Annotated in this window: 29 protein-coding genes, 1 riboswitch and 1 other annotated feature; of the genes, 19 read left to right on the top strand and 10 right to left on the bottom strand. The window is 35.8% G+C overall.

Annotated features, from left to right (window positions below; genetic code table 11):
• Positions 1 to 3: 3 nt before the first annotated feature.
• From C9J37_RS05730 to cobT, 5 genes are all read left to right on the top strand, one after another.
• On the top strand, positions 4 to 921 hold the full coding sequence (locus C9J37_RS05730) for an alpha/beta fold hydrolase (protein ID WP_107894622.1): 918 nt from the start codon (positions 4 to 6) through the stop codon (positions 919 to 921).
• Entirely contained in the window at positions 908 to 1,792 is an 885-nt protein-coding gene (gene miaA, locus C9J37_RS05725) for a tRNA (adenosine(37)-N6)-dimethylallyltransferase MiaA (RefSeq protein WP_107894621.1), read from the top strand. The genes C9J37_RS05730 and miaA overlap by 14 nt, the downstream gene beginning before the upstream one ends.
• Positions 1,793 to 1,899: 107 nt before the next feature.
• On the top strand, positions 1,900 to 2,130 hold the full coding sequence (gene hfq, locus C9J37_RS05720) for an RNA chaperone Hfq (protein ID WP_024361932.1): 231 nt from the start codon (positions 1,900 to 1,902) through the stop codon (positions 2,128 to 2,130).
• Between the two features lie 98 nt (positions 2,131 to 2,228).
• Positions 2,229 to 2,531, top strand: coding sequence for a rhodanese-like domain-containing protein (locus tag C9J37_RS05715; protein ID WP_024361931.1), 303 nt, complete (start codon positions 2,229 to 2,231; stop codon positions 2,529 to 2,531).
• 124 nt (positions 2,532 to 2,655) lie between these two features.
• Positions 2,656 to 2,830: riboswitch (cobalamin riboswitch) on the top strand.
• A gap of 109 nt (positions 2,831 to 2,939) precedes the next feature.
• The gene (cobT, locus tag C9J37_RS05710) at positions 2,940 to 3,995 is read left to right on the top strand and encodes a nicotinate-nucleotide--dimethylbenzimidazole phosphoribosyltransferase (RefSeq protein WP_107894620.1); all 1,056 of its coding nucleotides are present in this window, start codon (positions 2,940 to 2,942) and stop codon (positions 3,993 to 3,995) included.
• Positions 3,996 to 4,399: 404 nt separating this feature from the next.
• Here the strand turns inward: cobT and C9J37_RS05705 are convergent, their stop codons facing one another.
• Positions 4,400 to 5,005 (bottom strand): trimeric intracellular cation channel family protein, encoded by a 606-nt coding sequence (locus tag C9J37_RS05705; protein WP_024361929.1) that lies wholly within the window; start codon positions 5,003 to 5,005, stop codon positions 4,400 to 4,402.
• Between the two features lie 147 nt (positions 5,006 to 5,152).
• Between C9J37_RS05705 and C9J37_RS05700 the strand changes: the two genes are divergently transcribed.
• The 7 genes from C9J37_RS05700 to C9J37_RS05665 all read left to right on the top strand — a co-directional run bounded on the left by C9J37_RS05700 (position 5,153) and on the right by C9J37_RS05665 (position 13,286).
• The gene (locus C9J37_RS05700) at positions 5,153 to 6,403 is read left to right on the top strand and encodes a methionine gamma-lyase family protein (RefSeq protein WP_107894619.1); all 1,251 of its coding nucleotides are present in this window, start codon (positions 5,153 to 5,155) and stop codon (positions 6,401 to 6,403) included.
• A 222-nt stretch (positions 6,404 to 6,625) separates the two neighbouring features.
• Complete coding sequence (locus C9J37_RS05695) at positions 6,626 to 7,000, top strand: MerR family transcriptional regulator (RefSeq protein ID WP_069509993.1); 375 nt, start codon at positions 6,626 to 6,628, stop codon at positions 6,998 to 7,000.
• A 99-nt stretch (positions 7,001 to 7,099) separates the two neighbouring features.
• Positions 7,100 to 8,434, top strand: coding sequence for a type I glutamate--ammonia ligase (glnA, locus tag C9J37_RS05690; protein ID WP_024361926.1), 1,335 nt, complete (start codon positions 7,100 to 7,102; stop codon positions 8,432 to 8,434).
• A 192-nt stretch (positions 8,435 to 8,626) separates the two neighbouring features.
• Positions 8,627 to 9,226 carry a protein kinase family protein gene (locus C9J37_RS05685; protein WP_107894618.1) on the top strand — a complete coding sequence of 200 codons (600 nt, stop codon included), beginning with the start codon at positions 8,627 to 8,629 and terminating at the stop codon, positions 9,224 to 9,226.
• A gap of 287 nt (positions 9,227 to 9,513) precedes the next feature.
• Positions 9,514 to 10,662, top strand: coding sequence for a YhgE/Pip domain-containing protein (locus C9J37_RS05680; protein ID WP_107894617.1), 1,149 nt, complete (start codon positions 9,514 to 9,516; stop codon positions 10,660 to 10,662).
• Positions 10,663 to 10,749: 87 nt separating this feature from the next.
• Positions 10,750 to 11,289, top strand: a complete 540-nt coding sequence (locus C9J37_RS05675) for a PadR family transcriptional regulator (RefSeq protein WP_107894616.1) — start codon at positions 10,750 to 10,752, stop codon at positions 11,287 to 11,289.
• Positions 11,290 to 11,723: 434 nt separating this feature from the next.
• Positions 11,724 to 13,286 (top strand): sensor domain-containing diguanylate cyclase, encoded by a 1,563-nt coding sequence (locus tag C9J37_RS05665; RefSeq protein WP_107894614.1) that lies wholly within the window; start codon positions 11,724 to 11,726, stop codon positions 13,284 to 13,286.
• 53 nt (positions 13,287 to 13,339) lie between these two features.
• On the opposite strand, the gene C9J37_RS05660 is transcribed toward C9J37_RS05665, so the two are convergent.
• The 5 genes from C9J37_RS05660 to C9J37_RS05640 form a co-directional block, all read right to left on the bottom strand.
• Positions 13,340 to 13,666, bottom strand: a complete 327-nt coding sequence (locus C9J37_RS05660) for a CotD family spore coat protein (protein ID WP_024361604.1) — start codon at positions 13,664 to 13,666, stop codon at positions 13,340 to 13,342.
• Positions 13,667 to 14,081: 415 nt separating this feature from the next.
• Positions 14,082 to 14,777 (bottom strand): hypothetical protein, encoded by a 696-nt coding sequence (locus C9J37_RS05655; protein WP_107894613.1) that lies wholly within the window; start codon positions 14,775 to 14,777, stop codon positions 14,082 to 14,084.
• Positions 14,774 to 15,640, bottom strand: a complete 867-nt coding sequence (locus C9J37_RS05650) for an ABC transporter ATP-binding protein (RefSeq protein ID WP_107894612.1) — start codon at positions 15,638 to 15,640, stop codon at positions 14,774 to 14,776. Before C9J37_RS05650 ends, C9J37_RS05655 begins: the two co-directional genes overlap by 4 nt.
• A 3-nt stretch (positions 15,641 to 15,643) precedes the next feature.
• The gene (locus C9J37_RS05645) at positions 15,644 to 16,003 is read right to left on the bottom strand and encodes a GntR family transcriptional regulator (RefSeq protein ID WP_024361599.1); all 360 of its coding nucleotides are present in this window, start codon (positions 16,001 to 16,003) and stop codon (positions 15,644 to 15,646) included.
• 527 nt (positions 16,004 to 16,530) lie between these two features.
• Positions 16,531 to 16,950 carry a hypothetical protein gene (locus tag C9J37_RS05640; RefSeq protein WP_107894611.1) on the bottom strand — a complete coding sequence of 140 codons (420 nt, stop codon included), beginning with the start codon at positions 16,948 to 16,950 and terminating at the stop codon, positions 16,531 to 16,533.
• A gap of 518 nt (positions 16,951 to 17,468) precedes the next feature.
• Positions 17,469 to 17,729: a binding site (T-box leader), on the top strand.
• A 62-nt stretch (positions 17,730 to 17,791) separates the two neighbouring features.
• Between C9J37_RS05640 and C9J37_RS05635 the strand changes: the two genes are divergently transcribed.
• From C9J37_RS05635 to C9J37_RS05620, 4 genes are all read left to right on the top strand, one after another.
• Positions 17,792 to 19,018 (top strand): MFS transporter, encoded by a 1,227-nt coding sequence (locus tag C9J37_RS05635; protein ID WP_107894610.1) that lies wholly within the window; start codon positions 17,792 to 17,794, stop codon positions 19,016 to 19,018.
• 229 nt (positions 19,019 to 19,247) lie between these two features.
• Positions 19,248 to 19,766: a hypothetical protein gene (locus C9J37_RS05630; RefSeq protein ID WP_107894609.1), complete on the top strand. Its 519-nt coding sequence runs from the start codon at positions 19,248 to 19,250 to the stop codon at positions 19,764 to 19,766.
• 124 nt (positions 19,767 to 19,890) lie between these two features.
• On the top strand, positions 19,891 to 20,394 hold the full coding sequence (locus C9J37_RS05625; RefSeq protein ID WP_107894608.1) for a DinB family protein: 504 nt from the start codon (positions 19,891 to 19,893) through the stop codon (positions 20,392 to 20,394).
• Positions 20,395 to 20,518: 124 nt separating this feature from the next.
• Positions 20,519 to 20,965: a hypothetical protein gene (locus C9J37_RS05620; protein WP_107894607.1), complete on the top strand. Its 447-nt coding sequence runs from the start codon at positions 20,519 to 20,521 to the stop codon at positions 20,963 to 20,965.
• A 19-nt stretch (positions 20,966 to 20,984) separates the two neighbouring features.
• Here C9J37_RS05620 and C9J37_RS05615 read toward each other — a convergent pair whose 3' ends face one another.
• On the bottom strand, positions 20,985 to 21,461 hold the full coding sequence (locus C9J37_RS05615; protein ID WP_107894606.1) for a hypothetical protein: 477 nt from the start codon (positions 21,459 to 21,461) through the stop codon (positions 20,985 to 20,987).
• 213 nt (positions 21,462 to 21,674) lie between these two features.
• Between C9J37_RS05615 and C9J37_RS05610 the strand changes: the two genes are divergently transcribed.
• The 3 genes from C9J37_RS05610 (at position 21,675) to C9J37_RS05600 (ending at position 22,751) form a co-directional block, all read left to right on the top strand.
• Positions 21,675 to 21,857 carry a hypothetical protein gene (locus C9J37_RS05610; RefSeq protein ID WP_107894605.1) on the top strand — a complete coding sequence of 61 codons (183 nt, stop codon included), beginning with the start codon at positions 21,675 to 21,677 and terminating at the stop codon, positions 21,855 to 21,857.
• 46 nt (positions 21,858 to 21,903) lie between these two features.
• Positions 21,904 to 22,113, top strand: a complete 210-nt coding sequence (locus C9J37_RS05605) for a hypothetical protein (RefSeq protein ID WP_235617038.1) — start codon at positions 21,904 to 21,906, stop codon at positions 22,111 to 22,113.
• Positions 22,114 to 22,271: 158 nt separating this feature from the next.
• Positions 22,272 to 22,751, top strand: a complete 480-nt coding sequence (locus tag C9J37_RS05600) for a hypothetical protein (RefSeq protein WP_107894604.1) — start codon at positions 22,272 to 22,274, stop codon at positions 22,749 to 22,751.
• A 277-nt stretch (positions 22,752 to 23,028) separates the two neighbouring features.
• Here the strand turns inward: C9J37_RS05600 and C9J37_RS05595 are convergent, their stop codons facing one another.
• From C9J37_RS05595 to C9J37_RS05585, 3 genes are all read right to left on the bottom strand, one after another.
• A complete protein-coding gene (locus C9J37_RS05595; protein ID WP_107894603.1) occupies positions 23,029 to 23,466 on the bottom strand; it encodes a hypothetical protein in 438 nt (145 codons plus the stop codon).
• 115 nt (positions 23,467 to 23,581) lie between these two features.
• Positions 23,582 to 24,145 carry a sigma factor-like helix-turn-helix DNA-binding protein gene (locus C9J37_RS05590; protein ID WP_107894602.1) on the bottom strand — a complete coding sequence of 188 codons (564 nt, stop codon included), beginning with the start codon at positions 24,143 to 24,145 and terminating at the stop codon, positions 23,582 to 23,584.
• A 586-nt stretch (positions 24,146 to 24,731) separates the two neighbouring features.
• Complete coding sequence (locus C9J37_RS05585; RefSeq protein ID WP_107894601.1) at positions 24,732 to 25,736, bottom strand: nucleoid-associated protein; 1,005 nt, start codon at positions 25,734 to 25,736, stop codon at positions 24,732 to 24,734.
• Positions 25,737 to 25,794: the final 58 nt, after the last annotated feature.

The following is a 25,794-nucleotide window of genomic DNA, read 5'->3' as shown; positions in this document are numbered from 1 at the left end:
AAGATGGAGCGTTATATGAAAATGTCTGATGGACATTTTGTGTTTACACGAATTTTGACGCCGACTATTCCCTGTAAGGGACATTTTCATATTTTGCATGGTATGGCAGAGCATAGCGGTCGTTACGTAAACTTTGCACAAATTCTTTGTGCGGCTGGCTATGCCGTGTCCATGCATGATCATCGCGGGCATGGGGAGACGGCAGGTTATAATGGCACATTAGGCTTTTTCGCTGAAAAAAATGGTTTTGATCGGGTTGTGGAAGATGCGCATGAAGTCATGATGGCTATACATGCCCAATTTGCAGATGTGCCTTTAATGGTATTCGGGCATAGTATGGGGTCCTTTATTGCTAGAAGGTATATTCAACTTTATGGAACAAATGTTGATAACGTTATTCTTTGTGGAACAGGAAGTGTTTCAGCGTTGCATAGGATAGGACATTATGTTGCGCAAGTATTCGCAATGCGGCGCGGTAAAGAAACCGAGAGCCCTTTATTAAATAAGTTGAGCTTTGGTAGCTTTAATAAGCAGTTTCCAAATCCTAAAACTGGGTATGATTGGCTATGTTCGGTAGAGCAGGAAGTGCAAAAATATATGGACGACCCATATTGTGGCTTTATCCCAAGCAATCAATTTTTTGCTGACTTAACAGCTGGCTTTATGGTATTGAATCGAAAAAAAGAGATTGAAAAAATACAGAAAAACTTGCCGATTCTATTGATCAGCGGTAGCAAGGACCCTGTTGGTGATAGTGGTCTAGGTGTTTATTCCGTAGCTGAACAATTTGCAGCAGCAGGATTACAAGATGTTACTGTCTATTTATTTGAAGATAAACGACATGAAATTTTAAATGAAGACAATCAACAGGCGGTTCATCAAGTTTTATTACGGTGGTTAGAAAAGTATGATAGAAAATAAAATACAGCAAGCAGAGGTCGTAGCGATTGTTGGGCCAACAGCTTCAGGTAAAACAGCACTAAGCATTGAACTAGCCAAAAAGTACAATGGTGAAATTATTAATGGCGATTCCATGCAAATTTATAAAGGTTTGGATATTGGTACAGCGAAAATTACTGAAGAAGAGATGGAAGGTGTGCCACATCACTTATTAAGCTTCAAAGAGCCAACGGAATCCTTTTCAGTAGCGGAATACCAAGCGTTAGTACGGTCTAAAATTAGTGACATACAGGCGCGTGGTAAGCTACCGATTATTGTTGGAGGATCTGGCCTATATGTACAAGCAGTCCTTTATGATTTTCAATTTACAGAGGAGCAGGTTGATGACATAGCACGTAAAGCTTATTATGAGGAGCTAGAAAAGTTAGGTCCAGAAGCTATGCATGCTAAGTTAGCAGCACTTGATCCGAAAACTGCTGAAACGATTCATCCAAACAATACAAGACGTGTGATTCGAGCGTTAGAAATGATTGAATTAAGTGGTGTTTCAAAGGCGTCAGAGGAACACAATCGTGGAGAAATCCCATTGTATCGCCACTTAATTATAGGACTTGGTCAAAATATGTCCCGCGAAGAACTTTATGAGCGCATTAATCTCCGAGTGGATATCATGATGGATAAAGGGCTACTGCAAGAAGTGCAGGGACTATGGCAACAAAATATTCGAGGTGTACAGTCGATTCAAGCGATTGGCTATAAGGAATTGTATGATTACTTAGATGGTAGATGTACATTAGAAGAAGCAATCGAAAATTTAAAGCAAAATTCTCGACGTTATGCGAAAAGACAGTTGACTTATTTCCGCAATAAAATGGATATTCACTTTATTTGAAAAGACTAAAAACTTTAATAATTCCTAAAAATTACTAATTGATAATTTGGTAGAACATGCTACTATAGGAATGAAGAGGTAGAAAGAGAGTAGGGGAGGCGCATTCTATGAAATCAATCAATTTGCAAGATACGTTTTTGAACCATCTACGTAAAAACAGTGTTTTTGTAACTGTGTTTCTGTTAAACGGGTTCCAGTTAAAAGGAACTGTGAAATCCTATGATAACTTTACAGTATTATTAGTAGATGCTGAAAGTAAACAGCATCTCATTTACAAACACGCAATTTCTACATTCGTTCCAGCAAAGCAAGTCGAATTTTTAGAGGCAGAAGAATAAATAAAGTAAATAGAAACAGTTAGTGTTACATCACTAGCTGTTTTTTTTCGTTCACGCTATAATGTAATAGGAAATTGATATATTGGAGGATTTTATAGATGAAATCGATGGATACAACACAATTATTAGAACGATTAGATGCAAACGAAGACCTTTACATTATTGATGTGCGAGAAGACGATGAAGTAGCACAAGGTGTTATCCCTGGTGCGCAACATATTGCCCTTGGGACAATCCCTGAGCGCTTGGATGAATTAGATACGACTAAACCATATATTATCGTTTGTAAAGCAGGCGGACGTTCCGCAAATGCTTGTGCATACTTAGAAGCACAAGGCTTTGACGTAACAAACCTTGAAGGTGGCATGCTTGCTTATGATGGAGAATTAGAATTTAAATAATAAGGTATATCGAGGTATGTAACAGGTCAGCTTGTTAAGTACCTCGTTTTTTATTGGACTAAAGTGCGAGTACAAAAATTTTTTCAATCTTGACACTAAAAACACTTTGTCGTAAATTTAAAGTAATTACATAAAAGCATTAGGTGCCCACTTTGGGAGAATAGGGAATAAAGTGAAAATCTTTAGCGGTCCCACCACTGTAAAACGGAGTTTTATAGAGAATACCACTAGCGTAGCTGGGAAGGTTCTATAAAATGTTGAAATTGAGCCAGGAGACCTGCCTAATTGCTTCGGATGATATAGACGATGGAAAAGTCTGTAGTTTATTTGTTATGAAATAAACTACAGGTTTTTCCATTTTTTTATTTCAATCTTTATGTAATAGGCTATTAAAAAGGAGAAATGGACATGCAATTATTACAACAAACACTTCAACAGATTCAACATGCTAATAACGAAATAATGGAAAAAGCACGGGACTATATAGATTCTCTTAGCAAGCCACCGAGTAGCTTAGGAAAACTTGAATCACTGGCTATACAATTGGCTGGTATTACAGGAGAGCTCTATCCTAAAATTGATAACAAAGCAATTATTGTCTGTGCAGGTGATCACGGTGTGTGTGATGAAGGTGTAACATCCAATCCGCAAGATGTAACATTTCTTCAAACATTAAATTTTCCAAAAGGGATAACAGGTGTTTGTGCTATTGCGAACATAACGAATGCCAAAATTGTGACAGTGGACGTAGGCGTAAAACAGGATATTCCGCTCGATGCGGGTGTTATAATTAAAAAAATAAAATACGGGACGGATAACATGGCAAAAGGTCCAGCCATGACAAGGGAAGAAGCGATTCAATCGATTGAAGTAGGAATTGAAGTAGCAACGGCAGAAATAGCACAAGGAGTTAATGTACTGGGTACAGGTGAAATGGGGATTGGCAATACTACACCAAGTGCGGCTATCTTATCCGTACTGCATGCGTGTCACCCACAAGAAGTGACAGGGTTCGGTGCAGGAGTTGGATCAGGAGGAATTGCGCATAAAGTTGAAGTCATTCAAAACGCCATTGCCTTAAACAAACCGAATCGTCATGATGCGATTGATGTACTTGCAAAAGTGGGTGGGTTAGAGATAGGTGCGATGGCTGGTGTAATTCTGGCGGCTGCTGCCAATCGTAAGCCCGTTGTAATTGATGGCTTTATTTCGACAGTCGCTGCTCTTATCGCTTATGAACTCGAACCGAAAGTGCAAGATTATATTATTCCTTCCCATGCCTCTGAAGAACCGGGGGCAAAAATTGCTGCTGAACTGTTAGGAGTGGAGCCTATGCTTCATATGAACATGCGATTGGGAGAAGGTTCTGGTGCAGCATTAGCCTTTCCAATACTAGATGCAGCTTGCTCTATGGTGAGCAACATGGCGACATTAGCTGAGTCTGTCGGGCTGGTAGAGAAGTAATCATTTGTTAAGTGCCGATAGGGAAAAATCATAGCTAAACATTTAGAGCGTAATCGTCTATAGCAAAAAGGAAACTGGGACAAAAGAGAAAAAGTGTTAGATTGAACCCAATCAATCTAACACTTTTTTGCTATGCCGTTGTTGTCCGCTACGGCGGTGCTTTCCGCTCAGCACAGTAAGCCGCAACCCTCTGCTTGCGCGCGGAATGCCAGCGTCTAACATTATGTGCTGTTCTGAGCTGGAGTCACCGTCTTCGCTACCAACAACTAGTGAACACTTCTAATTTTTTTATTGCAAAAGCAAGAATAGCTAAGTTCTCCATATAGCAAAAAATTATGAACACCTTTCGTCTGTTTCTTAAATTTTTTTAGTTATGTCCCAGCCCCTTTCTGTTTTAAAGATACTTAAGCTCGATTTAATTTTCGCAAAGGTAAGCGCCATTTCTTCATATATGAAAGAACTCGTAAAATCGTAATAACCCCGAATAACACGTATAAAAAGATATCCCCTTCTAGTAATTCCAATCCAATCAGTAGACCAGCAAGTGCTGCCCAGACACCGTAGATTTCATCACGTAGCACGAGTGGCTTACGTCCTGCCAATAAATCACGAACTATTCCACCACCTGAACCAGTTAAGACTGCGGCTACAATAACCGCACTAATGGGCATATTGAGCTTCACTGCATATAATGCACCTTGTATAGCAAAAGCCGATAAGCCTATGGCATCTGTAAAATTGCCCCAACGATGCCAATGCTGTATAAGATGATGAGGAAAAATAAAAAATATCGTAATGGCAGCGATTGCAATTTGAAACATCATATCCTGTCCCCACAACGTTGTAACTGGTAAACCGATAAGTAAATTACGAATGGCACCGCCACCGAATGCAGTTACAATGCCAAGTATATATACACCGAATAAATCGTATTCTTCTTCCATTGCAATTATTGCCCCGGAAATAGCGAAGGCAATTGTCCCAATGATGCTAAAAACTTCCCAAGCCATCACTTTCCCTCCTTAAACGAGAATAATTTGTAGTAAGTCCGCCCCTTAGCTTAGCGTATTTAACAGCTAGACACAATAGCATTTTTTGCAGGGTTGCAAACAAATTGATAAGATAGGAAAGAACAATTTGAAACGGAGACGAAAACAATGACTTTTACAACCCATTTAACAGCAGAAACGTTAGCATTAGCGGAAAAAATTGAGGAAAGAGTCCGCCCATATCATACGAAAGTAGAAAATATGGCGTTCTTCAACCAGCAAAAAGTCCTTTCAGCATTTAGAACGCATCAAGTGAGCGATTTTCATTTACATCCATCCAATGGCTATGGCTATGATGATGAGGGCCGTGACAATCTTGAACGTGTGTATGCGGAAGTTTTTGGAGCAGAGGCGGCAATTGTTCGCCCTCAAATCATATCTGGAACACATGCAATTACGCTTAGTCTATTCGGCGTGTTACGACCAGGTGATGAATTGCTTTATATATCAGGCCAACCATATGACACATTACAGTCGATTGTCGATGGAGGAGACAAAGATACGGGCTCGCTAAAGGACTATAAAATTGGTTATCGACATGTAGATTTAATCGATAACGAAACGGTTGACTGGTCGGCAGTCGCTGCAGCCATTACACCGAACACAAAAATGATAGCCATTCAACGTTCAAAAGGCTATGCATCACGTCCATCCTTTACTATTTCGCAAATTGCAGAAATGTGTGCCAAGGTACGGGAATTAGCACCCAATGCTATTATATTTGTAGATAACTGCTATGGAGAATTTGTGGAAGCACAAGAACCTACAGAAGTAGGTGCGGATTTAATGGCTGGTTCGCTTATTAAAAATCCAGGTGGCGGTTTAGCTAAAATAGGTGGTTATATTGCAGGGCGAGCTGACTTAGTAGAAAAATGTGCTTATCGTATGACATCACCAGGAATTGGTGCGGAAGCGGGCGCTACATTAAATACGCTAGGTGACTTTTACCAAGGCTTTTTCCTAGCACCACATGTAGTCAGCCAAGCATTAAAAGGTGCGATTTTCACAGCGGCTATGTTAGAGGAAGTAGGCATGACGACGTTCCCAAGTTACCATGCTGAACGTACAGATTTAATTCAATCGGTATCGTTTAATACAGCCGAGCAAATGGTTGCTTTCTGTCGTGAAATTCAAGCCAACTCGCCAATTAATGCGCATTATGCACCAGAGCCTGCTTATATGCCAGGCTACGAGGATGATGTTATTATGGCGGCAGGGACATTTATTCAAGGTTCGAGTATTGAACTGACAGCAGACGGTCCAATTCGTCCACCGTTTACAGCATTTATTCAAGGTGGCTTGACATATGAGCACGTGAAATTTGCTATTTGTAGCGCAGTTCAAGGCTTACAAAAATAGACTTTATTAGAAAGGCCCCATTACAGTTTAGTGATGGGGCTTATCTTGTATATAAATAGATAAACTGTAAATATGTATGTTTCGTTCAGGTATTTTGACTAGTTTTTAACAATTTTGCATCAATTCTAAAAAAAATTAAAAAACCATGTTAGGAAACCTAACATCTTTATTGACAGTGAATTTTTTTCGTTATATGATAAGCGGGTATTGGGGGGGACTTAAATGAGTCGTGAAATTAGACGAACTATGCCGTTATTATCTATGAGTATCGTGATGCAATTGACCGAGCTTTCGGCACGCCAAATTCGTTATTATGAAGAACACCATTTAATTGAGCCACACCGAACAGAAGGCAATCGTCGTATGTTTTCATTAAATGACGTCGATATACTTCTTGAAATAAAAGATTACTTGGAGCAGGGCATGAATATGGCGAAGATTAAAAAAATATTTGCCAAAAAATCAGATCCTGTTGCCGCTGAAGAACCAGATTTAACCGACACAGAATTACGTCGGATTATGCGCGAAGAAATGCGTCAAGCGCAGCGCATGCAAAAATCATCCATCCGACGTGGGGATTTATCCCGATTCTATTAAAATAAATACGAAATGGTTCAAATTACAATCAGTTTATTATTTTTTTAGTAGGGTAGGGTAATGATATAAGCAAGACAATTTATAGGAGTGTGGAAAACTGTGGGTAAATACACAAAAGACGACATCAAGCGTTTAATCGAGGAGAAAAATGTAAGTTTCATTCGTTTACAATTTACGGATATTCTAGGTACTATTAAAAACGTTGAAATTCCTGTTAGTCAACTAGACAAAGCACTAGAAAACAAAATGATGTTCGATGGCTCATCCATTGAAGGCTTCGTGCGTATTGAAGAATCGGATATGTATTTATATCCTGATTTAGATTCTTTCGTAGTGTTCCCTTGGACTTCAGAAAAAGGGAAAGTAGCACGTTTCATCTGTGACGTATACACTGCAAAAGGCGAACCATTCGCTGGTGACCCACGTAACAACTTAAAACGTATCCTTAAAAAAATGGAAGATATGGGCTTCACAAGCTTCAACTTAGGACCTGAGCCAGAATTCTTCTTATTCAAATTAGATGCAAAAGGTGAACCTACATTAGAAGTAAATGACCACGGTGGTTATTTTGACTTAGCGCCTACAGATTTAGGTGAAAACTGTCGTCGTGATATCGTGTTAGAGCTTGAAGAAATGGGCTTTGAAATCGAAGCTTCACACCATGAAGTAGCACCAGGTCAACATGAAATCGACTTTAAATATGCAGATGCTATTACAGCTTGTGACAACATCCAAACATTCAAACTAGTTGTTAAAACAATTGCACGTAAACACGGCCTACATGCTACATTTATGCCAAAACCATTGTTCGGTGAAGCAGGCTCTGGTATGCACTTCAACGTATCTTTATTTAAAGGTAAAGAAAATGCATTTTACGATGAATCTACAGAGCTAGGTCTTTCTGAAACAGCAATGCAATTTATGGCAGGTGTTCTTGCGCACGTACAAGGATTCACAGCTGTAACAAACCCAACAGTAAACTCTTATAAGCGTTTAGTTCCAGGTTATGAAGCGCCATGTTATGTTGCATGGTCTGCACAAAACCGTTCACCACTTATTCGTATTCCATCTGCACGTGGACTTTCAACTCGTGTAGAAGTACGTTCAGTGGATCCATCAGCAAACCCATATTTAGCAATGGCTGTTATTTTAGAAGCGGGTCTAGAAGGTATCCGTCAACAATTAACGCCACCAGCAGCGATTAACCGCAATATCTATGTAATGACAGAAGAAGAACGCAAAGCAAACGGTATTGCGAATTTACCACCAGCACTTGACGATGCGTTAACATTACTTGCACAAGATAAAGTCGCTCAATCAGCTTTAGGTGAACACATTTACGCAAACTTCAAAGAAGCAAAAGAAATCGAGTTCGATATGTACCGTACAACCGTACACCAATGGGAACGCGACCAATATTTAAAAATGTATTAATCAAAAAACGTTGGAGCTCATGGGCTCCAACGTTTTTTTTGCCCACAAATCCTTTTGTCAAGCCCACAAATTGTCCACAGCTATTTTGACACTCCTAAATTTTTAATTATTTTTAAAAAACATTTTTGTAAATTATTGAATAATAAGCAAATATTTTTTAAAATTTTTTTATGGATGAAAGGAGCATTGACTGTGCAAATAACAAAATTTTTTCATAAGCTACCGAAAGAAAGTAAGAATTCAATTTACTTATATAACTTTAAAAGAGTATTAAATAAAGATGTGAAAATTATACAAAATTCTAGAAGACGTTCCATTGTTTTTGAGGATAAAGAACAAGAAATTATATTAAAGAAGTTATTACCAGACGGAAAAGGCGATAATGATATTTGTGCTTTGTTAGAGTTACATGATAGTCCATATTTTCCTAAGATGTTCGCATATAAAAAAAGAGATTATTTATTTATAGAAAAAGCAAAGGGTAAAACGCTTTTAGAGATGCTAAAAGAGGGTATAAGTCTTGAAGAATTAAGAAAAATTCTTAATCAATTGATTAAAGCCAAAAAGGAAATGATGAGTGTCAATCGATATGATTTTGATTTTAAACTAGAACATATCTATTGGGATAAAGAACAAGAAATAATCAAGTGGATTGATTTAGGTGTTTGTGTAAAAATGCCAATGGAGTATTCGGAAGAAGAAAAAAATAGAAGAATTGAACAATGTATTATAAAAGTAAAATTAAAATTTTTATTTTATGGCTATGATTTATTTAACGAGATGAATAGGTAATGCCTATGGGGGCTATACACTATAAAAAGCATTGCAGTTTTTAACTGCAATGCTTTTTTGTTGCGCAATGTGTGTTTAACTTTTTGTAATGTTGATAACATGCCATTTTCTACTTCACAGTTTGGACAAAAAATAAAAATTAATGATAGTCGGCTATATGTATTTATTGCAAAGTAAACAGTATTTTTGTAGAATTACACTCACGGTTTAATTAAACTACTTAAATTAAACTACTTTGTTTAGATTATAAATAGACTAGGTGTTCGTAGAAAGGAAGTACTAATTAAATGAAGTTTAAAGAATTTTTAAAAACGAAAGGTGCCAAGGGCTCTATTTTTATGGGGATCTTTTATGCTGTATGTATGTTGGGTATCTTCCTACCAGGTTACACAGCGATACCAGGCAATATTGATGCATTACCAATTGCGATTATTAATGATGATAAAGGGGAATATGGTGCCCAAATAGCTGATAGCTTAACTGAACAGCTTCCATTTAAGGATATTGAAACAGATATTACTAATAAAGAGGCATTAAAAGAGTTAGAGAAAAACGACTTAGCGTTAGTCGTTCACATTCCAGAGACATTTTCTGCTGATTTACAAAAAGGAGATGTTTCATCAAGCATTGATTTCTCCATTAACGAAGCAAGTGCAACCGCTGTATCGTCCTCTATGCAACAAATTGTTATGCAACTAAATGAGCAACTAAGTGCACAGTTTTCACAACAAACAGCGCAAGGGATTTTAATGAACTTACATTTACCACAAGAGCAAGCAGCCAAATTAGCAGAGCAAATTGAAAATAGCTATGTAGGAAATATCGAGACAATTAATGATGTGCCAGACGGTATGCATAACAATATGCTGCCAATGTTCTTAACGATGGCGCTGTATGTAGGTGCTATGATTGGCGCCATGCAATTAGTAGGAGCGTTGAAAGCAAATCGTGGGAAAGCAACGAAAACACGTTTATTCGTTTATATGCAATTAACAGCGATACTCATTGGTATTTTGGCTGGGCTCGTTTCAACGGGCATGTCATTTGCTATCAATGATTTATCAGGAATGGATGTATTTTTCCAAATATTAGGACAACAAATTTTGATTTATTGGGCATGCTTTAACTTCAATGCGGTTGTTGTATTATTAATTGGGGAAGCGGGAATGATTTTAAACATTCCAATTTTATTAATTCAGACAATCGCTAACGGTGCAACAATATCTCGTGAAATGATGTATTTACCGTATGAGTGGATTAGCCATATTTCACCAATGTATTATTCCGTTCAAGCATACTTTAGCAATATTTTTGGTAGTATTAGTGCCACACCTTTTATTTTAGGATTAACAACAGTTGGATTTGTAGCGATGGTTATAAATGTGCTGATCGTTTGGATGCTTCATAAACCACTACCAATAACTGTAGAAAAATAAGCAAAGAAATAAGTGCTTAAAATTCTGATGAAGTAAATCATTAGTTTTGATAAAATGGAACTAATATTTGCCTAAGGAGCTGACATAATGGCAATTCAAATTTTCATTCTTAGCAAGCTTATGGAAGAAGATAATTATCCTTATAATTTAAAAAAACAAATTTCTGAATTACAGTCTCTTGACTCAATTAATGGTTTGACGGAAAGTAAGTTATACTATCATTTTGAATCGTTAGCGAAGCAAGGACTAATTGAGACGAAAGAAGTTATAAAAGAAGATAATCGACCAGATAAGCACGTTTTTGCTATAACGGAAAAAGGACGCGAAGCCTTGCCAAAAAAGATTTATAAATCGCTTGAAAATGCAAACACAATAGGTGATATGGTTATTGGTTTAGCCAATATCAAACATGTTGACCGCGATCGGGTTATTCATATTTTAGAAAAAAAGGTAAACGCGATGCATTCGAAATGGGACAATCTCTTTAATTCAGATAGACAACAGTTTATGAAACCAGGAGTAGAAGTGCTGGCTGAATTTGTTAGCGATTATGCGAATTTTAGAATACAGGGCTCCATACAATACCTAGAAAGATTAATTGAGCATGTACGAAAAGGAGAAATATAATAGAAAGAGACTATTTGCAATGATGATTGTAAATAGTCTTTTTTGCGTTTACTTTTTCAATGAGATTTTTCCCGCAAATAATCAAGGGAGTATTATATAATTGAATGATAAGTGCCGACGAAAGGGGAAAATGCAGCTCTTATCTGGCAATTCCAATAGGAAGCAGCAAATACTTATTAAAAAATACAAAAATATACTGACAATAAAATTTATAACTAAGGTTATAGTAATTTTTTATGTCCAAATTATGAAAAAAGTTTTACTTTTCAATAATTATATAGGCCTTTGACAATGTTGCTTTTACAATAACTTTAAATATATACAAATAAATTGTAAAATAAAATGATATAGGTGTTTTAATAGATTAAGAGATATGCGTCTTTTAACTTAAGTAATAGCTAGTCAAAATACATAAATAGGAGTAAAAGAAGACAATGAAATCAAGACAGTTAAGGCTAAAGCATTTAATAATGGGTTTAGCAATGGCAGCGTTTTTTTTCACAAGCATCGGTAGTATATGGAGCGGCTATCGTATGAATGTGGATTCCATCAAGGAAAATTCACTTGAAACAAATCGTGTATATGCTCAAAAATTGGCAACTACCGCAAGCGCCTACTTAGAAGAAGCCTTTCAAATTTTAGGTTACAGCGCAGGTCATATGGAATCAATTATGAACGATGACGCAGCATTGGATAAAGAAACAGACCGATTGAAAATGCAAAATAATATGTTTAACTCCGTTATAGTGTCGAATGCGGATGGTCTAGTACTGTCAGTTTCACCACCTTCTGTAGATGTAAAAGGAAAGTATTTGACCTCTGTAGGAGGGAAAGAGGCGTTATCCAAAAAAACGCCTCTCGTATCGAAACCGTATAAAGGGATTACAGGGAGACTAATTATTTTTATCTCGTATCCTATATTTTCAGCGCAGAACGAATACTTAGGAATGGTAGCAGGTACAATTTATTTAAAAGAACATAATGTATTTAATTTGCTGTTAGGGGAGCATTATTATAATGACGGTTCTTATGTGTTTGTAGTAGATGCAGATGGACGTATTATCTACCATCAAGATCCAAGTCGCATCAATGATATTGTAATGGACAATAAAGCAGTGAAAGCAGTTGTATCAGGAAAAAATGGTGCACAACTAGTCACGAATACTAAAAATATTGAAATGTTGGCTGGATATAGTTCAGTACCGATAACTGGTTGGGGTGTCATTTCTCAACGACCATTAGAAGTAGCGCTAGAGCCTTCGTTTGATCGAGTACAGGAAGTAGCAATTAATGCAATACCGCTTATGCTTTTGTCGATTTTTGTTTTACTATGGACCGCAGCGCGAATTGCCCGCCCGTTGCAGCAGTTGGCAACATTAACAGAAGAGAGCTTAGATTCGAGAAGTGTTGAAGGGTTAAAGTCCGTACGCAGTTGGTATTTTGAAGCATATTATTTAAAGAGTGCACTTATTCGAAGTTTGTCCTTTTTGCAAGGGCAAGTTTCCTATTTTAAAGATCAGTCGACAACCGACCCTTTAACTGGGGTCACAAACCGACGAACAATGGATGCTACGCTATCAGAATGGGAGAAAAATCAATTGATGCATTCAATTATTTTACTGGATTTGGATCATTTCAAGAGCGTCAACGATACCTATGGCCATGCAGTGGGAGATAAAGTATTACAATATTTAGCCAAAAAAATGAAGGCAGTGGCACGTGAAAACGATATTTGTTGTCGTTATGGCGGTGAGGAATTTATCATTCTATTACCTAATACGACTGTTGAAGAAGCAGCCATTGTAGCGGAAAATTTAAGACAACAGTTAGCAAATTCGAACAGTCCTTGTGGTCGTCCAGTAACGCTATCAGCGGGAGTTGCAGAGTATCCTAAAATGGCTAGTACGACAGAAGCATTGATTGAAGCGGCAGATGGAGCATTGTATCTTGCTAAGCAAGCAGGTCGGAACCAGGTAAAAACAGCAGGCGAAAAATAATGTGATCTATCCAAGAAAAGCGATGAGACATAAAGTGTCTCATCGCATACAAATTAATACCCCATACCCATATGTTTATGGTGGCCCATGTGTTGTTGTGGCATATGGCAGTGATTATGTGGCATACCACATAGTGTATGATTTTCACAGCATTCATTTACTACGTTCTCCGTGCATGGGAAGTAGTATTGATGATCGATGATATGTTTGTTCACTGTTGTAATATGTGCAGGTTGAACGTGTGGTACAACTGTATGAATGTAATTTGTGCGTACATATTGCTCTGGCGGTAAAAATTGTGGTGGGTCAAATTGTGTTGGCATTGTTTGTGGTGGGCAGCATTGTGGTCCTCTTCCATGGTGACGCTTACGATTAAACATGTTATTACCTCCTGTTTTGATAAGTTGTGGTTCATAATTAACATATGAGATGTAAGACTAAATGGTCTATTTGTATGCCTATTAAGGGCTAGTTAAATCTCTTAAACGCCCCAATAGCATGAATTTTCTTGCCCGTGTGATGTTAAATTGAAAAAGTATTATGGTGAAAAGTAAAAAAGGGATTTAGGCTATTTGTCAATTTACGAATATTTTCACGACGTATACAGCAAAAGAAATGAAAATCCAGCTGTTAAATAAAAGTTTCATGAAGACGAATAAAGGATAGTTCTGAAGCCAAGCTATTGGCGAGAACTATCCTTTGTTTTTATATTTATATGAATTAAAAAAGAATTCAAAATTGTTTGAGTGACAGGCACCGTCTACCTTTTTTCATTTTGTCGATCCCTTCAAGGTTTTATGATGGCATTGCAGGAGCTTTTCGTAATGCACTTGAGATGACAATATAAATGATAATAATCATACCTAGTAAGCTACTGATTATTTGCAAAGTGGATGCTTTCGATAATGTCACCAAAAGTGGCGAGTACCATCCGAAAATTACCATCATTATCGGAATCAAAGCCATTACACCAATAAAACTGTAGCCACCTAATGTGCCGAAGCGATAAAAGACGACATTTAAAAGCAGGCTTGAGATTAAACAAAGTAGTAGTAACACAGTATCTATCGCCATTGTTAGAAAAAATGAATCCGAACTGCTAAAAAAGAATAGAGGGTGAATAATTACCATATTTTGATAATCTAATAGATTTGAGACGAAGGAAATCATTTTGTGTGTACAGGCAATTATAAATGCACCAATAAGGCTCCAAACGATGAAAAATAAGCCTACGTTCCAAACATACTGCATACGGCTTAAGCCAAGCTTTAAAAAATAAGGCAATGTTTTATTTAAAATTTTAGCCCCCATCGTACTATAAAAAATATAGACAGGTATAGAGATGGTCATAGCAAAAGTAATATATTGCCCAAAAAAGGTATCGATAAAAAATGACAGTAGGACAATGGCAAACAAAATGCACCAAAAAATAATATTACTTTTTTTATAGCTTTGAAAAAATACATATAAGCTACCTTGTACTGTTTTCATTTTACTAACCTCTCTTTCTGCTGTTTACTTAAATACACTAACAGGTCTTGTAAAGATACATTTTCTAATGTAATATTTTCACCTTCGATTGCACGACCTTTGGCATAGACAACGGCCGTCATATCATGCATAAAAATATGCTTGTAAATGACTTCTAAGTCTAGTATTGCGCGTTCAACATCTTGAGCATTTCCTTTTACTGCAACAATATACTGATCCCATTGCTCCGCCGTTTTTTGCAGCAATAACTCACCTTCTTGCAGAATAAGGATTTCTTCAAACAATTCACTAGCTTCATCTATTAAATGCGTCGATAAAAGGAATAGCCTTGGATGTTCTATTTGTTGATCAATTAATAAATCATAAAATGTATTGCGGGCAGCTACGTCTAATCCAATATAGGGCTCATCGAAAATGGTAATTGCAGCATGACTAGCAAACCCTGTAATAATACCAAGTGCAGATACCATCCCTTTCGATAAATTGCGCACTTTATCTTTTGGATTAAGGGCAAACACTTGAAGAAGCTCATTTGCAAGCTGTTCATCCCACTTTGGATAGAAAAAACGATTAGCCTTTAAACATTGTGCGATCGTCATATCTTCTTGAAAATTGCCACTCTCTGCAACGAAACAAATGTTACGCAGTATAGCAGGGGCATTGAAAACATTCTCGCCATTGATACGTATATGCCCTTCAGTTGCAGGAATAAGCCCTGCTAATAAATTTAAAAATGTTGTTTTACCAGCGCCATTATGACCTAAAAAACCGATGATTTTTGGCCCTTCAATCGTAAAAGACACATTTTTTAAAGCATGTTTCTGTTTATACAATTTGCTAACATTTCTCACATCAATCTTCATAAATTATCCCCTCTGTAACATATTTTGTAATTCTTCGTCAGAGATGCCTAATCGTACCGCCTCTTTTTTCAACGGTTCAATATGTTGTGCAAAAAAGTTTTCCTTACGTTCAGCAATTAAAATTTTTCGCGCATCCGTACTGACAAACATACCTACACCTCGTTTTTTATAAATGACACCTTTTTCCACTAATTCGTTCACACCCTTGCCTGCCGTTGCAGGATTTATTTGATACTCTTTGGCAAATTCATTGGTTGATGGAATGCGATCTTCAGACTGTAGTTGCCCATCAAGAATGGCATCTTCAACCCGTTCACGAATTTGCTGGAAGATTGGTTTTTCATTGCTTAACGAATAAATCACAATCCACCTCCTAGTTAATTGGTTCGTTACTTATGTAACTAACCATACAACGTAGCAATTAAATTGTCAATTTATTGTTGGTAATTATCCCTAGTTTTAAAAACCTAGTTTTAAAAACCTTGTTTTCATATAGTTTATTTTTAAATTTTGTCCTTTTATGGTTGGGCTAGGTTAGTTCGTTTCGGAGTTGCATGAGTTGGGAGGTTATAAAATAGCATGACGGAGGTCGTCGTTTATAACTGTGAGCATGAGGACGTGCATGAAAAAATATAAATGGCAGGCGTCTTGAGGATTTGTTGAAGGACCCATTATTTAGTCGTGCTTGGCGGTAGTGTCTATAAAAAAAGACTCGATTCCACTAAAGAGGAATCGAGTCCATATCATTAGACCCACCAGCACCAATGGGTTGCCACAACTACTTTTTACTGTGAGACTTTTGAGTGGTTGGCGTTAGTGTAAGAAATAACAATAGCTGTGTTTTCTTAGCATACCTGCTTTTGATAATTTAAACGTTTAAATGGCTCGTTTTATTTATTCAATTCTTTATATAAAACATATTTTAAAGCAGAAATTTCATCTTCAGATAGTTTACCTTCCATTTCGGATAATATTTCATCCTCACTAATTGAACCGTTTTGCGCTTGTTCCTGAATATCAAGTAAACGATTAACGCCCACTTTTGTTATTAACACACGTATTGCTTCTTCCTTAGTTTGGAAGGGGAGAGTATCCGGATTTGTAGTTGCTGCCTCGCTTACAATTTCTTGAACTTTCGGATCGTTCTCGATATAGGATTTTACTTCTGCTAGATTTTCGTCATCTAAAGTAGACTCCACTTTTTCGATAATTTTTTCGGAAGCAATATTTGTCCCAAAATGCCACATGGCATAGCCAGCTGCTCCGAGTAAAACAAGAATTATTGTGATAATTGTTAAAAACTTTTTCATCAACTCACTCCTGACACTTTGAATATAGCACAACTTGTCAAAAACCACGAAGAAAAGATACTTATGACATCGCCGACAAATACTAGTTGGGCGACATTATACATCTAAATTATAGTGGATATTTTACACTTTATGACGTTACGTTTGCACCTTCAAGTTTTAACATTATTTGTTTTATACATTATTAAGGGAATTGTAGCGTACTACTAAAAGTATGACGCAACACAGCGTAGAAGTGTTGCGTCATCGGCTCCGATTAGGCGTAGAGATACTCCTTTCGTTTTAGTTGTAAGTCTATTAGACAAACGATAAGGGGATCTGGCTTAAATTTCTTATCAAATAATTAAAAGTAGTTGTCAATTGGATGTCAATTATGAAAGTATAGCTTTAAATGTGACGAGACGCATGTGGATAATCAACCCTCATTAGTGTGTTATATTAGACATGAAAAAAAATAGTCGTTTTCTTTTAGTATTGAAATTTAATTTAAAATAGTATAAGATTTACAAAATTACATATGAAAAGCTATGAAAAGAAGAGTAAACATACGTACGATCTACAGAGACCTCTGGGAGCTGAAAAGGAGGGATACGAAATATGTTGAAACAAGCCTTTGAGCTGTGCATTGGATTTATTTGTTGACACAATGATGATGCAACGTATTCTCACGTTAACGGGATAGAGTATCGCACGATTTTGAAAAATGCCGTACTCGATAAGGTTGCTACAGCAATGTAGAAACGAACTGGGGTGGCACCGCGATATGACTCGCCCCCAAGATACTATCTTGGGGGTGAGTTTTTTATTTTGTTTTATTAAAAATAAAATAGGAGTGGTGATAATGTCCAGATGGAAGTATCCTTTAATGCTATTAGGAGGGATAGGCATTTCAAATGTGGGTGCGTGGGTTTATCTGATTGCACTTAATTTAATCCTATTGAATGAAACAGGTTCCCCACTTGCCATTGCTTTATTATATAGCCTCGGTCCGATCGCAACGATTTTTTCAAATACTTGGGCAGGTAGCTTAATTGATCGGGTAAATACGCGGCTACTTATGATGGGATTGGACATGTTCCGAGCATTATGTATTGCGGTAATTCCTTTTTTACCTTCGCTTATTTATGTCTATGGAGTAGCATTTATCATTAATGTGGGCAGTGCTATATTTCAGCCTACATCAATGGTTTATATGACGAAACTAATCCCTGAACAAGATCGGCAACGTTTTAATGCTCTACGTAGTTTTATCAATTCTTGTGGTTCATTAATAGGGCCTGCTATTGCGGGTATATTATTTTGGCTGGGCACACCGTATACTGCCATTCATATAAATGCAATTGCATTACTTTTTTCGGCACTTCTTATCATGATGCTACCTAATGTTGATGTAAGAGATAAAGAAACAAAAATGCAAAGATTTTCATGGGAACTAATAAAAAATGATTGTCATATAGTTTTTAATTTTACTAAGGAAAATGCCTATATTACAAAAATCTATTTATTATTTAGCGGTACTACGATATTTATGACTGCAATCGATTCTCTAGAGGCAGCATTTGCTAAAGGTGTACTGTCAATTTCAGATACTAATTATGGGTATTTACTAAGTATTTTTGGAGCCGGCATTATCATCGGGTCTATCATTAATTCTATATTTACAAAGCAACTTGCGGTGAATCATTTAATAGGTATCGGTACTATTTTCACCTCAATTGGATATTTAGTATTTTATAGTGCCAGCGGTTTTTTTAGTGCAGTACCGGGTGTATTTTTAATAGGCTTTGCCGTAACATTTGCAAATACAGGCTATCTGACTTTTTACCAAAATCATGTGCCTGTAAAGATAATGGGAAGGTTTGAAAGCCTCTTTCGTGTTATTGAAGCAAGTATAATTGTTGCTGTCACGATTGTAATAGGTTTTGCCGCTGAATTCACTTCGATTCGACCTGTTGGGTTAATTGGTTCATTGTTCTTCTTTTTCTTAGGGTTATTGGCATGGAAAGCAGTAGCGGGGACAAAACGGCAAGCGTATTTTAAAAAAGAGGTATCCTCTTTCAATAGTTAATAAAGCAATAGAGGAGGAAGAAAAATGAAGTATATTGAATGTGAAAATGTTTCATCTTCTACAAAAATTCCAATATCTTTTACTACCTTTTCTTCAAGATTTGAAAGATTGTATTTTAATAACGCTTGAAAAATATGCGCTTTCTCCTCGTTAGTAGCAAATTTCCATGTGTCTCTCCAATTAACCCTGCAACTCTAGTTCCTTTTTTGAAGTTGATGAAGACAACACAATGCAAATATTAGCACTTGAAGATATTGCAGTCGAAACGGAAAGCGGAGAGCGTAGAGAAACAGTTAGAAATCGCTCATCAACATATATAAATAATGAAAATGGAAAATTCACGGTATATTTGCAAAGTAATTATTTTAATGATCCACAGGAATTGACGCTGATGATTGGCGCTGTTCAAGCAGTGCCAAAGGGTGAAGATTTTATCGAAGTTGATTTTGGCACACAGGAAGTCATCACAAAACCAGACTATTTAGATTGGGATATATCTGTAGAGGGACAAAGCTTAAAAACGGCTGCAAAGAAATGGGATGGTAGTGCGCGACATATGTTCTTTACGACTGCTCAAAAAGCGGATGGCACGGAGTTAGAATATGCTGGTGGCTCGTTCTCAGATGATGATGAGTATCTATATGCAACGGAAACCTTTAAAAATTACGATGGCAAAGCCAAAATCAAGATAGATTATTTCTACAATCCAATTGGGGAAAATATTGAAATGAAGATTCCGTTGAAATAAATTACAGATGTTCAAAAGGGTGTTGGTCCTTTTTGAACATCTTTTTTATTTTGAAGGTTTTAAAGAGGGAAATACTTTATTAAAGAGAATGTTAACATTAATTAAAATAAAGGAGTGGGTAGGAGTGTTTCACCCAAAAGATGTTTTATCTGATCAGTTATTAGCGAATGCAAACGATCCAAGTTGGTATGTGCCCTTTTCAGAGTCTATTAAAAATCTGACAGAAGCAGAAGCTTTTTGGAAGGTAAATGAAGAGAGCAATAGTATTGCGGAAATTGTACAGCATTTGCTTTATTGGAATGAAACGTGGCAAACAAGATATCAAGAAAATAGTGTACATGCTGTGCCTAACATTGGAGGGAATGACAGTACATTTACCATTGCAAAAAATAAAACATTTTACGAATTGCAGCAACAACTTTTAGAAGTGCTGTTACATTGGCAAAAAATATTAACAGAACAACAATTAGAAAGCGAAGTTCAAGGATACTTTAATGCAAACTGGTGGCAAGTACTGGGGAATATAACGACCCATAACGCATATCATATCAGTCAAATTGTTTATATTCGGAAGATACAGAAGAGCTGGCATAACAGTGACAGTCATGAGGGGGATAGAAACACGTGAATCGCTGATAAACTCGAGGAAATCGCAGATAGAAATCCGTGAAGAGATTCAGATTCAATATTATTGAATAGCTAGGTTTTGATATAATTTAAAAAAGAAAATGAGCTTTTGGAAGGAACGGAGGATGATGAATATTCGCAATAAAAAAATATGGTTTTTGTTGTTTGTAGTTGTGATTTGGCTAATATGGTTTTATACTAGACCACTAATTACTTTTAATGAGGCTGTACCAGAATTGGATATTGCGAGCATCGATAATCTTTTGATTTCAGATATGAGAGAATCGTTTTATATTGAGCAAGAGGAAACAGAACAATTTATCTCGATACTAAATAGCCTTTTTATGAAAAAGAAAATAATTCCTAATAGACCGGCTTTTAATGAGGATGCTTATATTTATTTTTATTCCAAAAATTCAGAAGTATCCTATACAATAATCTTAGATTATAAAAGAAATATCATAGGAATTATCGAGAGGCCTAAGATGTTGAAGCAATATATTCTTGAGGATAGTTCTGAGCTATTTGCGTTTGTTAAAAGTTATTTAAGTAATAATGAGGTAGTCGAATAAAATCGACTACCTCATTATTTTATACTGGGATTCGATTACCTTTTTCATCGTAAAAGGCGTGGATTTTACCTACTCCTGTTACACCTTTGAAAAGCTGCTGTTGTGTTGCCCAGTCACTCGCTTCTAAAAAGGCTAACTCAACATCGAATGTTTCACTATAGCGATATGAATTAACTAAATCACTCTCAAAGCGTTGCACCGCATTATTACCTGCTTTAAGGCCTTGAATCATACCATTTCGGTGTGATTGGGATGGGCTTGAAGCCAGGAAACTAATAACACCTAATGCAACCCCTACTGCGCTACTTTTTCCAAAGACCGAATAAGCAATACCTGCAAGTGAAGCGATATTTCCAATATTTGTTTTGAGTTGATCTGCATTTGTTCTTCCTTCTAGATAATCTATTGCTGCAATTTGGGCAAGTCGAATTGGAAGTATGTCACGATCTCCTTTAATTTTTTTTACTTCGATATATTCTTTCGTTACTGTAGGCATATCAAACACTCCTTTTTAGTTTTATTGTGTTAGCTAACAGTCTATAAAGGTGAACTTGTAGCCCAAATAACAACCTATAAGTGAAATTTAGTTTTACCGAAAGGGAGATTATTTAGAGTTTTTTATATGGTCGAAAGTACAATCAATTATTAATATTAAAGGTTGCTAAAATACAGGTAAAGCCCCCTTTATATATACAAAGGAGGTCTTAATATGGATCATTCGATACTAATAAATTTCATTAGTAATGTTGGTTTTCCAATAGTGGCATTTCTATTGGTCTTTTGGAAATTTGATAAGTCATTAGCGTTATTAACTGAAGCGGTCAATAACAACACCCAAGCTGTACAGTTATTATTGCAAAAAGAAAAGAGGAGGGAGGGGGGGCGAACATAAAAATTGATGGGATATGTAGTCTTATAAAAGGTCTGAGGTGATAGTGGTGGATGGCAGATTTGAACAAGAAGTGATAGAACTGTTGACACCAAAAATTAAATCAGTGTTAAGACAAACAGATTGGCAAAATCGAAAGGATTTGGAGCAGGAACTGATTTTAATGGTGCTTTCAACGATAAAAAGAAAGGAATTTAAGCAACTTCCTTCCTTTTTTGAACTTATGGATAAAGAGAAAGATACACAAATAGAAAAGTAGAATTGGTGATAGAGAGGGTATGTTTTGATAAAAAATCAAAACATCCTTTTTTTCTATTGATAGAGAAAAAGGATGAATTTACAAGAATTTTAAGCTATATAGAGTGAAAATATATAAAATTTGATATAATTTTAAAAAATAAAATGAGGAGGTACTCTATGCGGAAACGTAGAATTTTCTTAATCATTGCTGTCGCTGTAATCAGTGTTGTTTTAATGGGATTGGATGTATATGAAAATAAAAAAAGAGATGCTGCTCTTAAGGCTGAGGCTGAAAAAATTTATACGGTCACGGACATACTTAAAGATGCGGATTTTAGTGAGGATAACATAAAGCTTGGAATTGGGATAATAAAAGGGAATATAGAAGATTATGAAACGATTTTTATAGAAGATGAAGAACAGCAAAAACAACTCTTGCACCATTTACAAAACTTACAATTCCAAATATCAAACAATATATATATGTTAAGTGATGCTGATTATTGGATGAAAATAAATTCTGATGAAGATTATTATATTTATATCTTTAATGACGGTAAAGAGATACGTTTGGATAATGATACTAGATATTTTAATATACTCAACAATGACGAATTTTCCGATATTTTACAACGTGCTATACAACAATCTATATAGTAAGAGACTGAGTCATTTCCAAATAAATTAATAGTTTTAGGTCTGAGTTCGGCAGTGCCGGTATTGTTGGTTCTTATCTCCATATGGTTTTATCAAATTAAAAGAAATAGCCAAATCCAAGTGGAATAAAATAGGGAATTGATCGAGTCTAAAAAAAGTGGATGTGGATATTTAATTTTTAAGATAGTGATAGTATTCTATAAATTGATAAGGGAAAAATCGCTCAGAAAACTACTGAGCGATTTTTACTTTCCATGTTTTTATTGTGTGTATATATTTACTTGTGATAACGAGTAGCAGTTACTTTAACAGGTAGAGTTAAGCTAGTGACACCAGTCGTTGCGTTGAAAAGTTCGTAATAAGTAATGTTCACTGTTACAAGTTTAGCGCCATTAGAATCAGCATTGTTAAATATATCACTAAAGTTTTTAACCGCATCTTTTGCTGCTGTAACTACTGAATTTCTGCTTGAGCGCGGCATACCTTCATAAATTAAAGACAAGCGAGTGGCAATAGTTGAAAGAGAACTGATTCCAAATACTTTAGTTAAATTACCAGGATAAATATTTTTTAATTTATCTTGAATTGTAGAATGATTAGCGATAGAAAGTAAATATTCTGCTCCACTAAACGTTGCGTGCTCTAACTGAAGTAACTGCTCTTTTGTTAAGTTTGTAGTATTTGTAGATCCTCTTCGATAATTATAAATAGCCATAATGTAATTCCTCCCTAAATTTTTTAATATAAAAGTGTTAAGGTTGGCCAACCTAACACTTATAAAAGGGAAGTTTAGGGTGATTTATCAACCATCTTGATAGATTTTCTGCAACTTAATTAGTATTCAGATTTCTTCTGTTTGCCGACTCATACTCTTTTTTTATTTTGCGTAATGTGTAATTTTTAACCTTATTAATAGCCTGTTTTGAAACACCAAGCTCTATAGCTAATTCCTCTTCTGTCCAATTCTTCACAAAAAGTAAGTAGAGAATCTTTTTTTGCTTTTCGGTTAATGTGGAAACGATGTCGTACAGTTGTTTATCTTCAAAAATCATTTCTAATTCACTAGATTCAACAGGTGTATTGAATTCAACATCGTAATAACATTGTTCATCTGCGACTAAATCAAGGAATTTACCCCCTCTCTCATCTATGTTTTGATCTAATATCAATTGATTCCATTTATTGTTATGACGAATTTTTTTATCAAATTTTTGAGACTCAAAAGTTAAAGTTTTTGAAAAATAACTAAGCAGCTGAATCTTTCTACCATGGATTTGAAACATTTTTTCAATCATTTCTTTCTTGCAAGTAGTAGGCTTTTCTAAATAACTTTGATACAGCTCTTTAATTTCTGCATCATTTAAAAAGTTTTTTAGTAATCGATTTTGAATCAAAAAAACCAACTCCTTTACGCTTCATGGAATGGGGGACCTATAGAAAATTAGATCCTTTTCTACATGATTTTTTATTTATATAAAGGACTTTTCTTAAATCAAAATCAACTTATACATTTGATTAAATTTGTTAGGGGATTTTTTCTTAATTTAGCGGGAAAATCTTTTTTTAGGGGGATATTCGAAGAGAATTAATAATTTTTTTAATCAAATTATACGAGTGCAAAAAAAACCATTCCAAAAACAGCACCTCCTATTTTTAAAACAAACAGAGGTGCTGTCATTGTGTGCTATTTAGATACCACATGTAATAATGCATCCAGTACTTGGTTATCAACAACTTGATATGTTTCTTCTAGCTTTCCATCAATGAACAAAGAGCCGTCGAAAGATATAATTTAAATGCACCGCCACTACCGCTAAGTGAAACTATATAATCAATAGCTTTGGGTTCTGAGTGTTTTTGATCACGCATTTTTGGTTGAAGCCTATGAATCGCCACTAAAACTTCGGAAGGACCCCCTGACGCGTACATCAACAGTAATGAAAAAGTGTTCTATTGATTGCAATCAATAGAACACCTTCATTAAACTTCTTCATTAAAGTAGATTTTATAAAATTTTCGATTCGTTTCCTCATCATAGCCAACTTCAATTAGCTCATCCATTTGCTCGATATCACGAACGTTCACTTGGATTTCAATTGCAGAATCCAGTTTGATTTTGCGTTTATAGCTTTTTTCAGCTTTGGCAATGGCACTTTCGGAAATAACGGTTTCATAGGGCTTGACGGAATTAACGAGAATATCTTTTTGTGTTGGATCGGCTTCTTCAAATACGTTTTCGATATAGTCGTTTACTTGAAATTCTTCTTCACTGCGGAAATAATCGAGCGTTTTGTTTAAAAGACCTAATTTTTCGGTATTCGAAAAACTATCTTCTTTTAAAATATATTTTTTACATTCTGTTAATGCTAGGTTTGTTTTATGATAATGTTCATCAGCTACTTTAATTTTCAAAAAACGTTCTTGCCAGTACACGACATCTTCTTTCTTTTTCGTTTTCATAAAGACAACTGGCGCTTCGTCTGGCCCCATATCGACGAAAACAGCCATATTATTGACTTTCTTGACATTAATGCCGTCGATTCCATTGACAATCACTTTATTTTGTTCATTTTTTACATCTAAAAACATTTCTTTTTCTTCTATTTTAACAATGGCGATAACTTTTTTGACCTCTGTCGACATAAAACAATTGTCAAATAAGCCAATAAACAACTCACCGCTTTTAATATTAGGATGCCCAGATGCACTATGTAAGTGCGTGGCGATATGCTTCGACTGTTCGAGGAAACTAGCTTCCTCGTCAAAAATAGCTTTTACGTACGTATACACTTCATTCAATCCAATATTCGTTTCATGAAAAAATTCATACTGCTGTTCAAAGTCTAGTTTGTTAAATGCTAATTGTGTAAAGGCTGCTTCTAGCATAACCTCTGGTTGCGATAATGCTTCCTCACCGAAAACTAATGTATCACTTACATAATGCACGACATACTGTGCTATTTTACTTTCACTTACTTCCAACATAATTTTCCACCCTCAATATAATTGTCTCGATAATTTACCATAGCACACCGAACGCAAT

Origin of the sequence: Lysinibacillus mangiferihumi, assembly GCF_003049665.1 — a bacterium.
Taxonomy (GTDB): Bacteria; Bacillota; Bacilli; order Bacillales_A; family Planococcaceae; genus Lysinibacillus; species Lysinibacillus mangiferihumi.
The sequence above is the reverse complement of the archived record's forward strand: the minus strand, read 5'-3'. Positions and strand labels throughout refer to the sequence as shown.

Excerpts from the sequence above, each read along its gene's own strand:
- C9J37_RS05730 (WP_107894622.1), top strand. The coding sequence starts at position 4 with ATGGAGCGTTATATGAAAATGTCTGATGGACATTTTGTGTTTACACGA.
- miaA (WP_107894621.1), top strand. The coding sequence starts at position 908 with ATGATAGAAAATAAAATACAGCAAGCAGAGGTCGTAGCGATTGTTGGG.
- hfq (WP_024361932.1), top strand. The coding sequence starts at position 1,900 with ATGAAATCAATCAATTTGCAAGATACGTTTTTGAACCATCTACGTAAA.
- C9J37_RS05715 (WP_024361931.1), top strand. The coding sequence starts at position 2,229 with ATGAAATCGATGGATACAACACAATTATTAGAACGATTAGATGCAAAC.
- cobT (WP_107894620.1), top strand. The coding sequence starts at position 2,940 with ATGCAATTATTACAACAAACACTTCAACAGATTCAACATGCTAATAAC.
- C9J37_RS05705 (WP_024361929.1), bottom strand. The coding sequence starts at position 5,005 with ATGGCTTGGGAAGTTTTTAGCATCATTGGGACAATTGCCTTCGCTATT.
- C9J37_RS05700 (WP_107894619.1), top strand. The coding sequence starts at position 5,153 with ATGACTTTTACAACCCATTTAACAGCAGAAACGTTAGCATTAGCGGAA.
- C9J37_RS05695 (WP_069509993.1), top strand. The coding sequence starts at position 6,626 with ATGAGTCGTGAAATTAGACGAACTATGCCGTTATTATCTATGAGTATC.
- C9J37_RS05680 (WP_107894617.1), top strand. The coding sequence starts at position 9,514 with ATGAAGTTTAAAGAATTTTTAAAAACGAAAGGTGCCAAGGGCTCTATT.
- C9J37_RS05675 (WP_107894616.1), top strand. The coding sequence starts at position 10,750 with ATGGCAATTCAAATTTTCATTCTTAGCAAGCTTATGGAAGAAGATAAT.
- C9J37_RS05665 (WP_107894614.1), top strand. The coding sequence starts at position 11,724 with ATGAAATCAAGACAGTTAAGGCTAAAGCATTTAATAATGGGTTTAGCA.
- C9J37_RS05660 (WP_024361604.1), bottom strand. The coding sequence starts at position 13,666 with ATGTTTAATCGTAAGCGTCACCATGGAAGAGGACCACAATGCTGCCCA.
- C9J37_RS05655 (WP_107894613.1), bottom strand. The coding sequence starts at position 14,777 with ATGAAAACAGTACAAGGTAGCTTATATGTATTTTTTCAAAGCTATAAA.
- C9J37_RS05650 (WP_107894612.1), bottom strand. The coding sequence starts at position 15,640 with ATGAAGATTGATGTGAGAAATGTTAGCAAATTGTATAAACAGAAACAT.
- C9J37_RS05640 (WP_107894611.1), bottom strand. The coding sequence starts at position 16,950 with ATGAAAAAGTTTTTAACAATTATCACAATAATTCTTGTTTTACTCGGA.
- C9J37_RS05635 (WP_107894610.1), top strand. The coding sequence starts at position 17,792 with ATGTCCAGATGGAAGTATCCTTTAATGCTATTAGGAGGGATAGGCATT.
- C9J37_RS05630 (WP_107894609.1), top strand. The coding sequence starts at position 19,248 with ATGCAAATATTAGCACTTGAAGATATTGCAGTCGAAACGGAAAGCGGA.
- C9J37_RS05620 (WP_107894607.1), top strand. The coding sequence starts at position 20,519 with ATGATGAATATTCGCAATAAAAAAATATGGTTTTTGTTGTTTGTAGTT.
- C9J37_RS05615 (WP_107894606.1), bottom strand. The coding sequence starts at position 21,461 with ATGCCTACAGTAACGAAAGAATATATCGAAGTAAAAAAAATTAAAGGA.
- C9J37_RS05610 (WP_107894605.1), top strand. The coding sequence starts at position 21,675 with ATGGATCATTCGATACTAATAAATTTCATTAGTAATGTTGGTTTTCCA.
- C9J37_RS05600 (WP_107894604.1), top strand. The coding sequence starts at position 22,272 with ATGCGGAAACGTAGAATTTTCTTAATCATTGCTGTCGCTGTAATCAGT.
- C9J37_RS05595 (WP_107894603.1), bottom strand. The coding sequence starts at position 23,466 with ATGGCTATTTATAATTATCGAAGAGGATCTACAAATACTACAAACTTA.
- C9J37_RS05585 (WP_107894601.1), bottom strand. The coding sequence starts at position 25,736 with ATGTTGGAAGTAAGTGAAAGTAAAATAGCACAGTATGTCGTGCATTAT.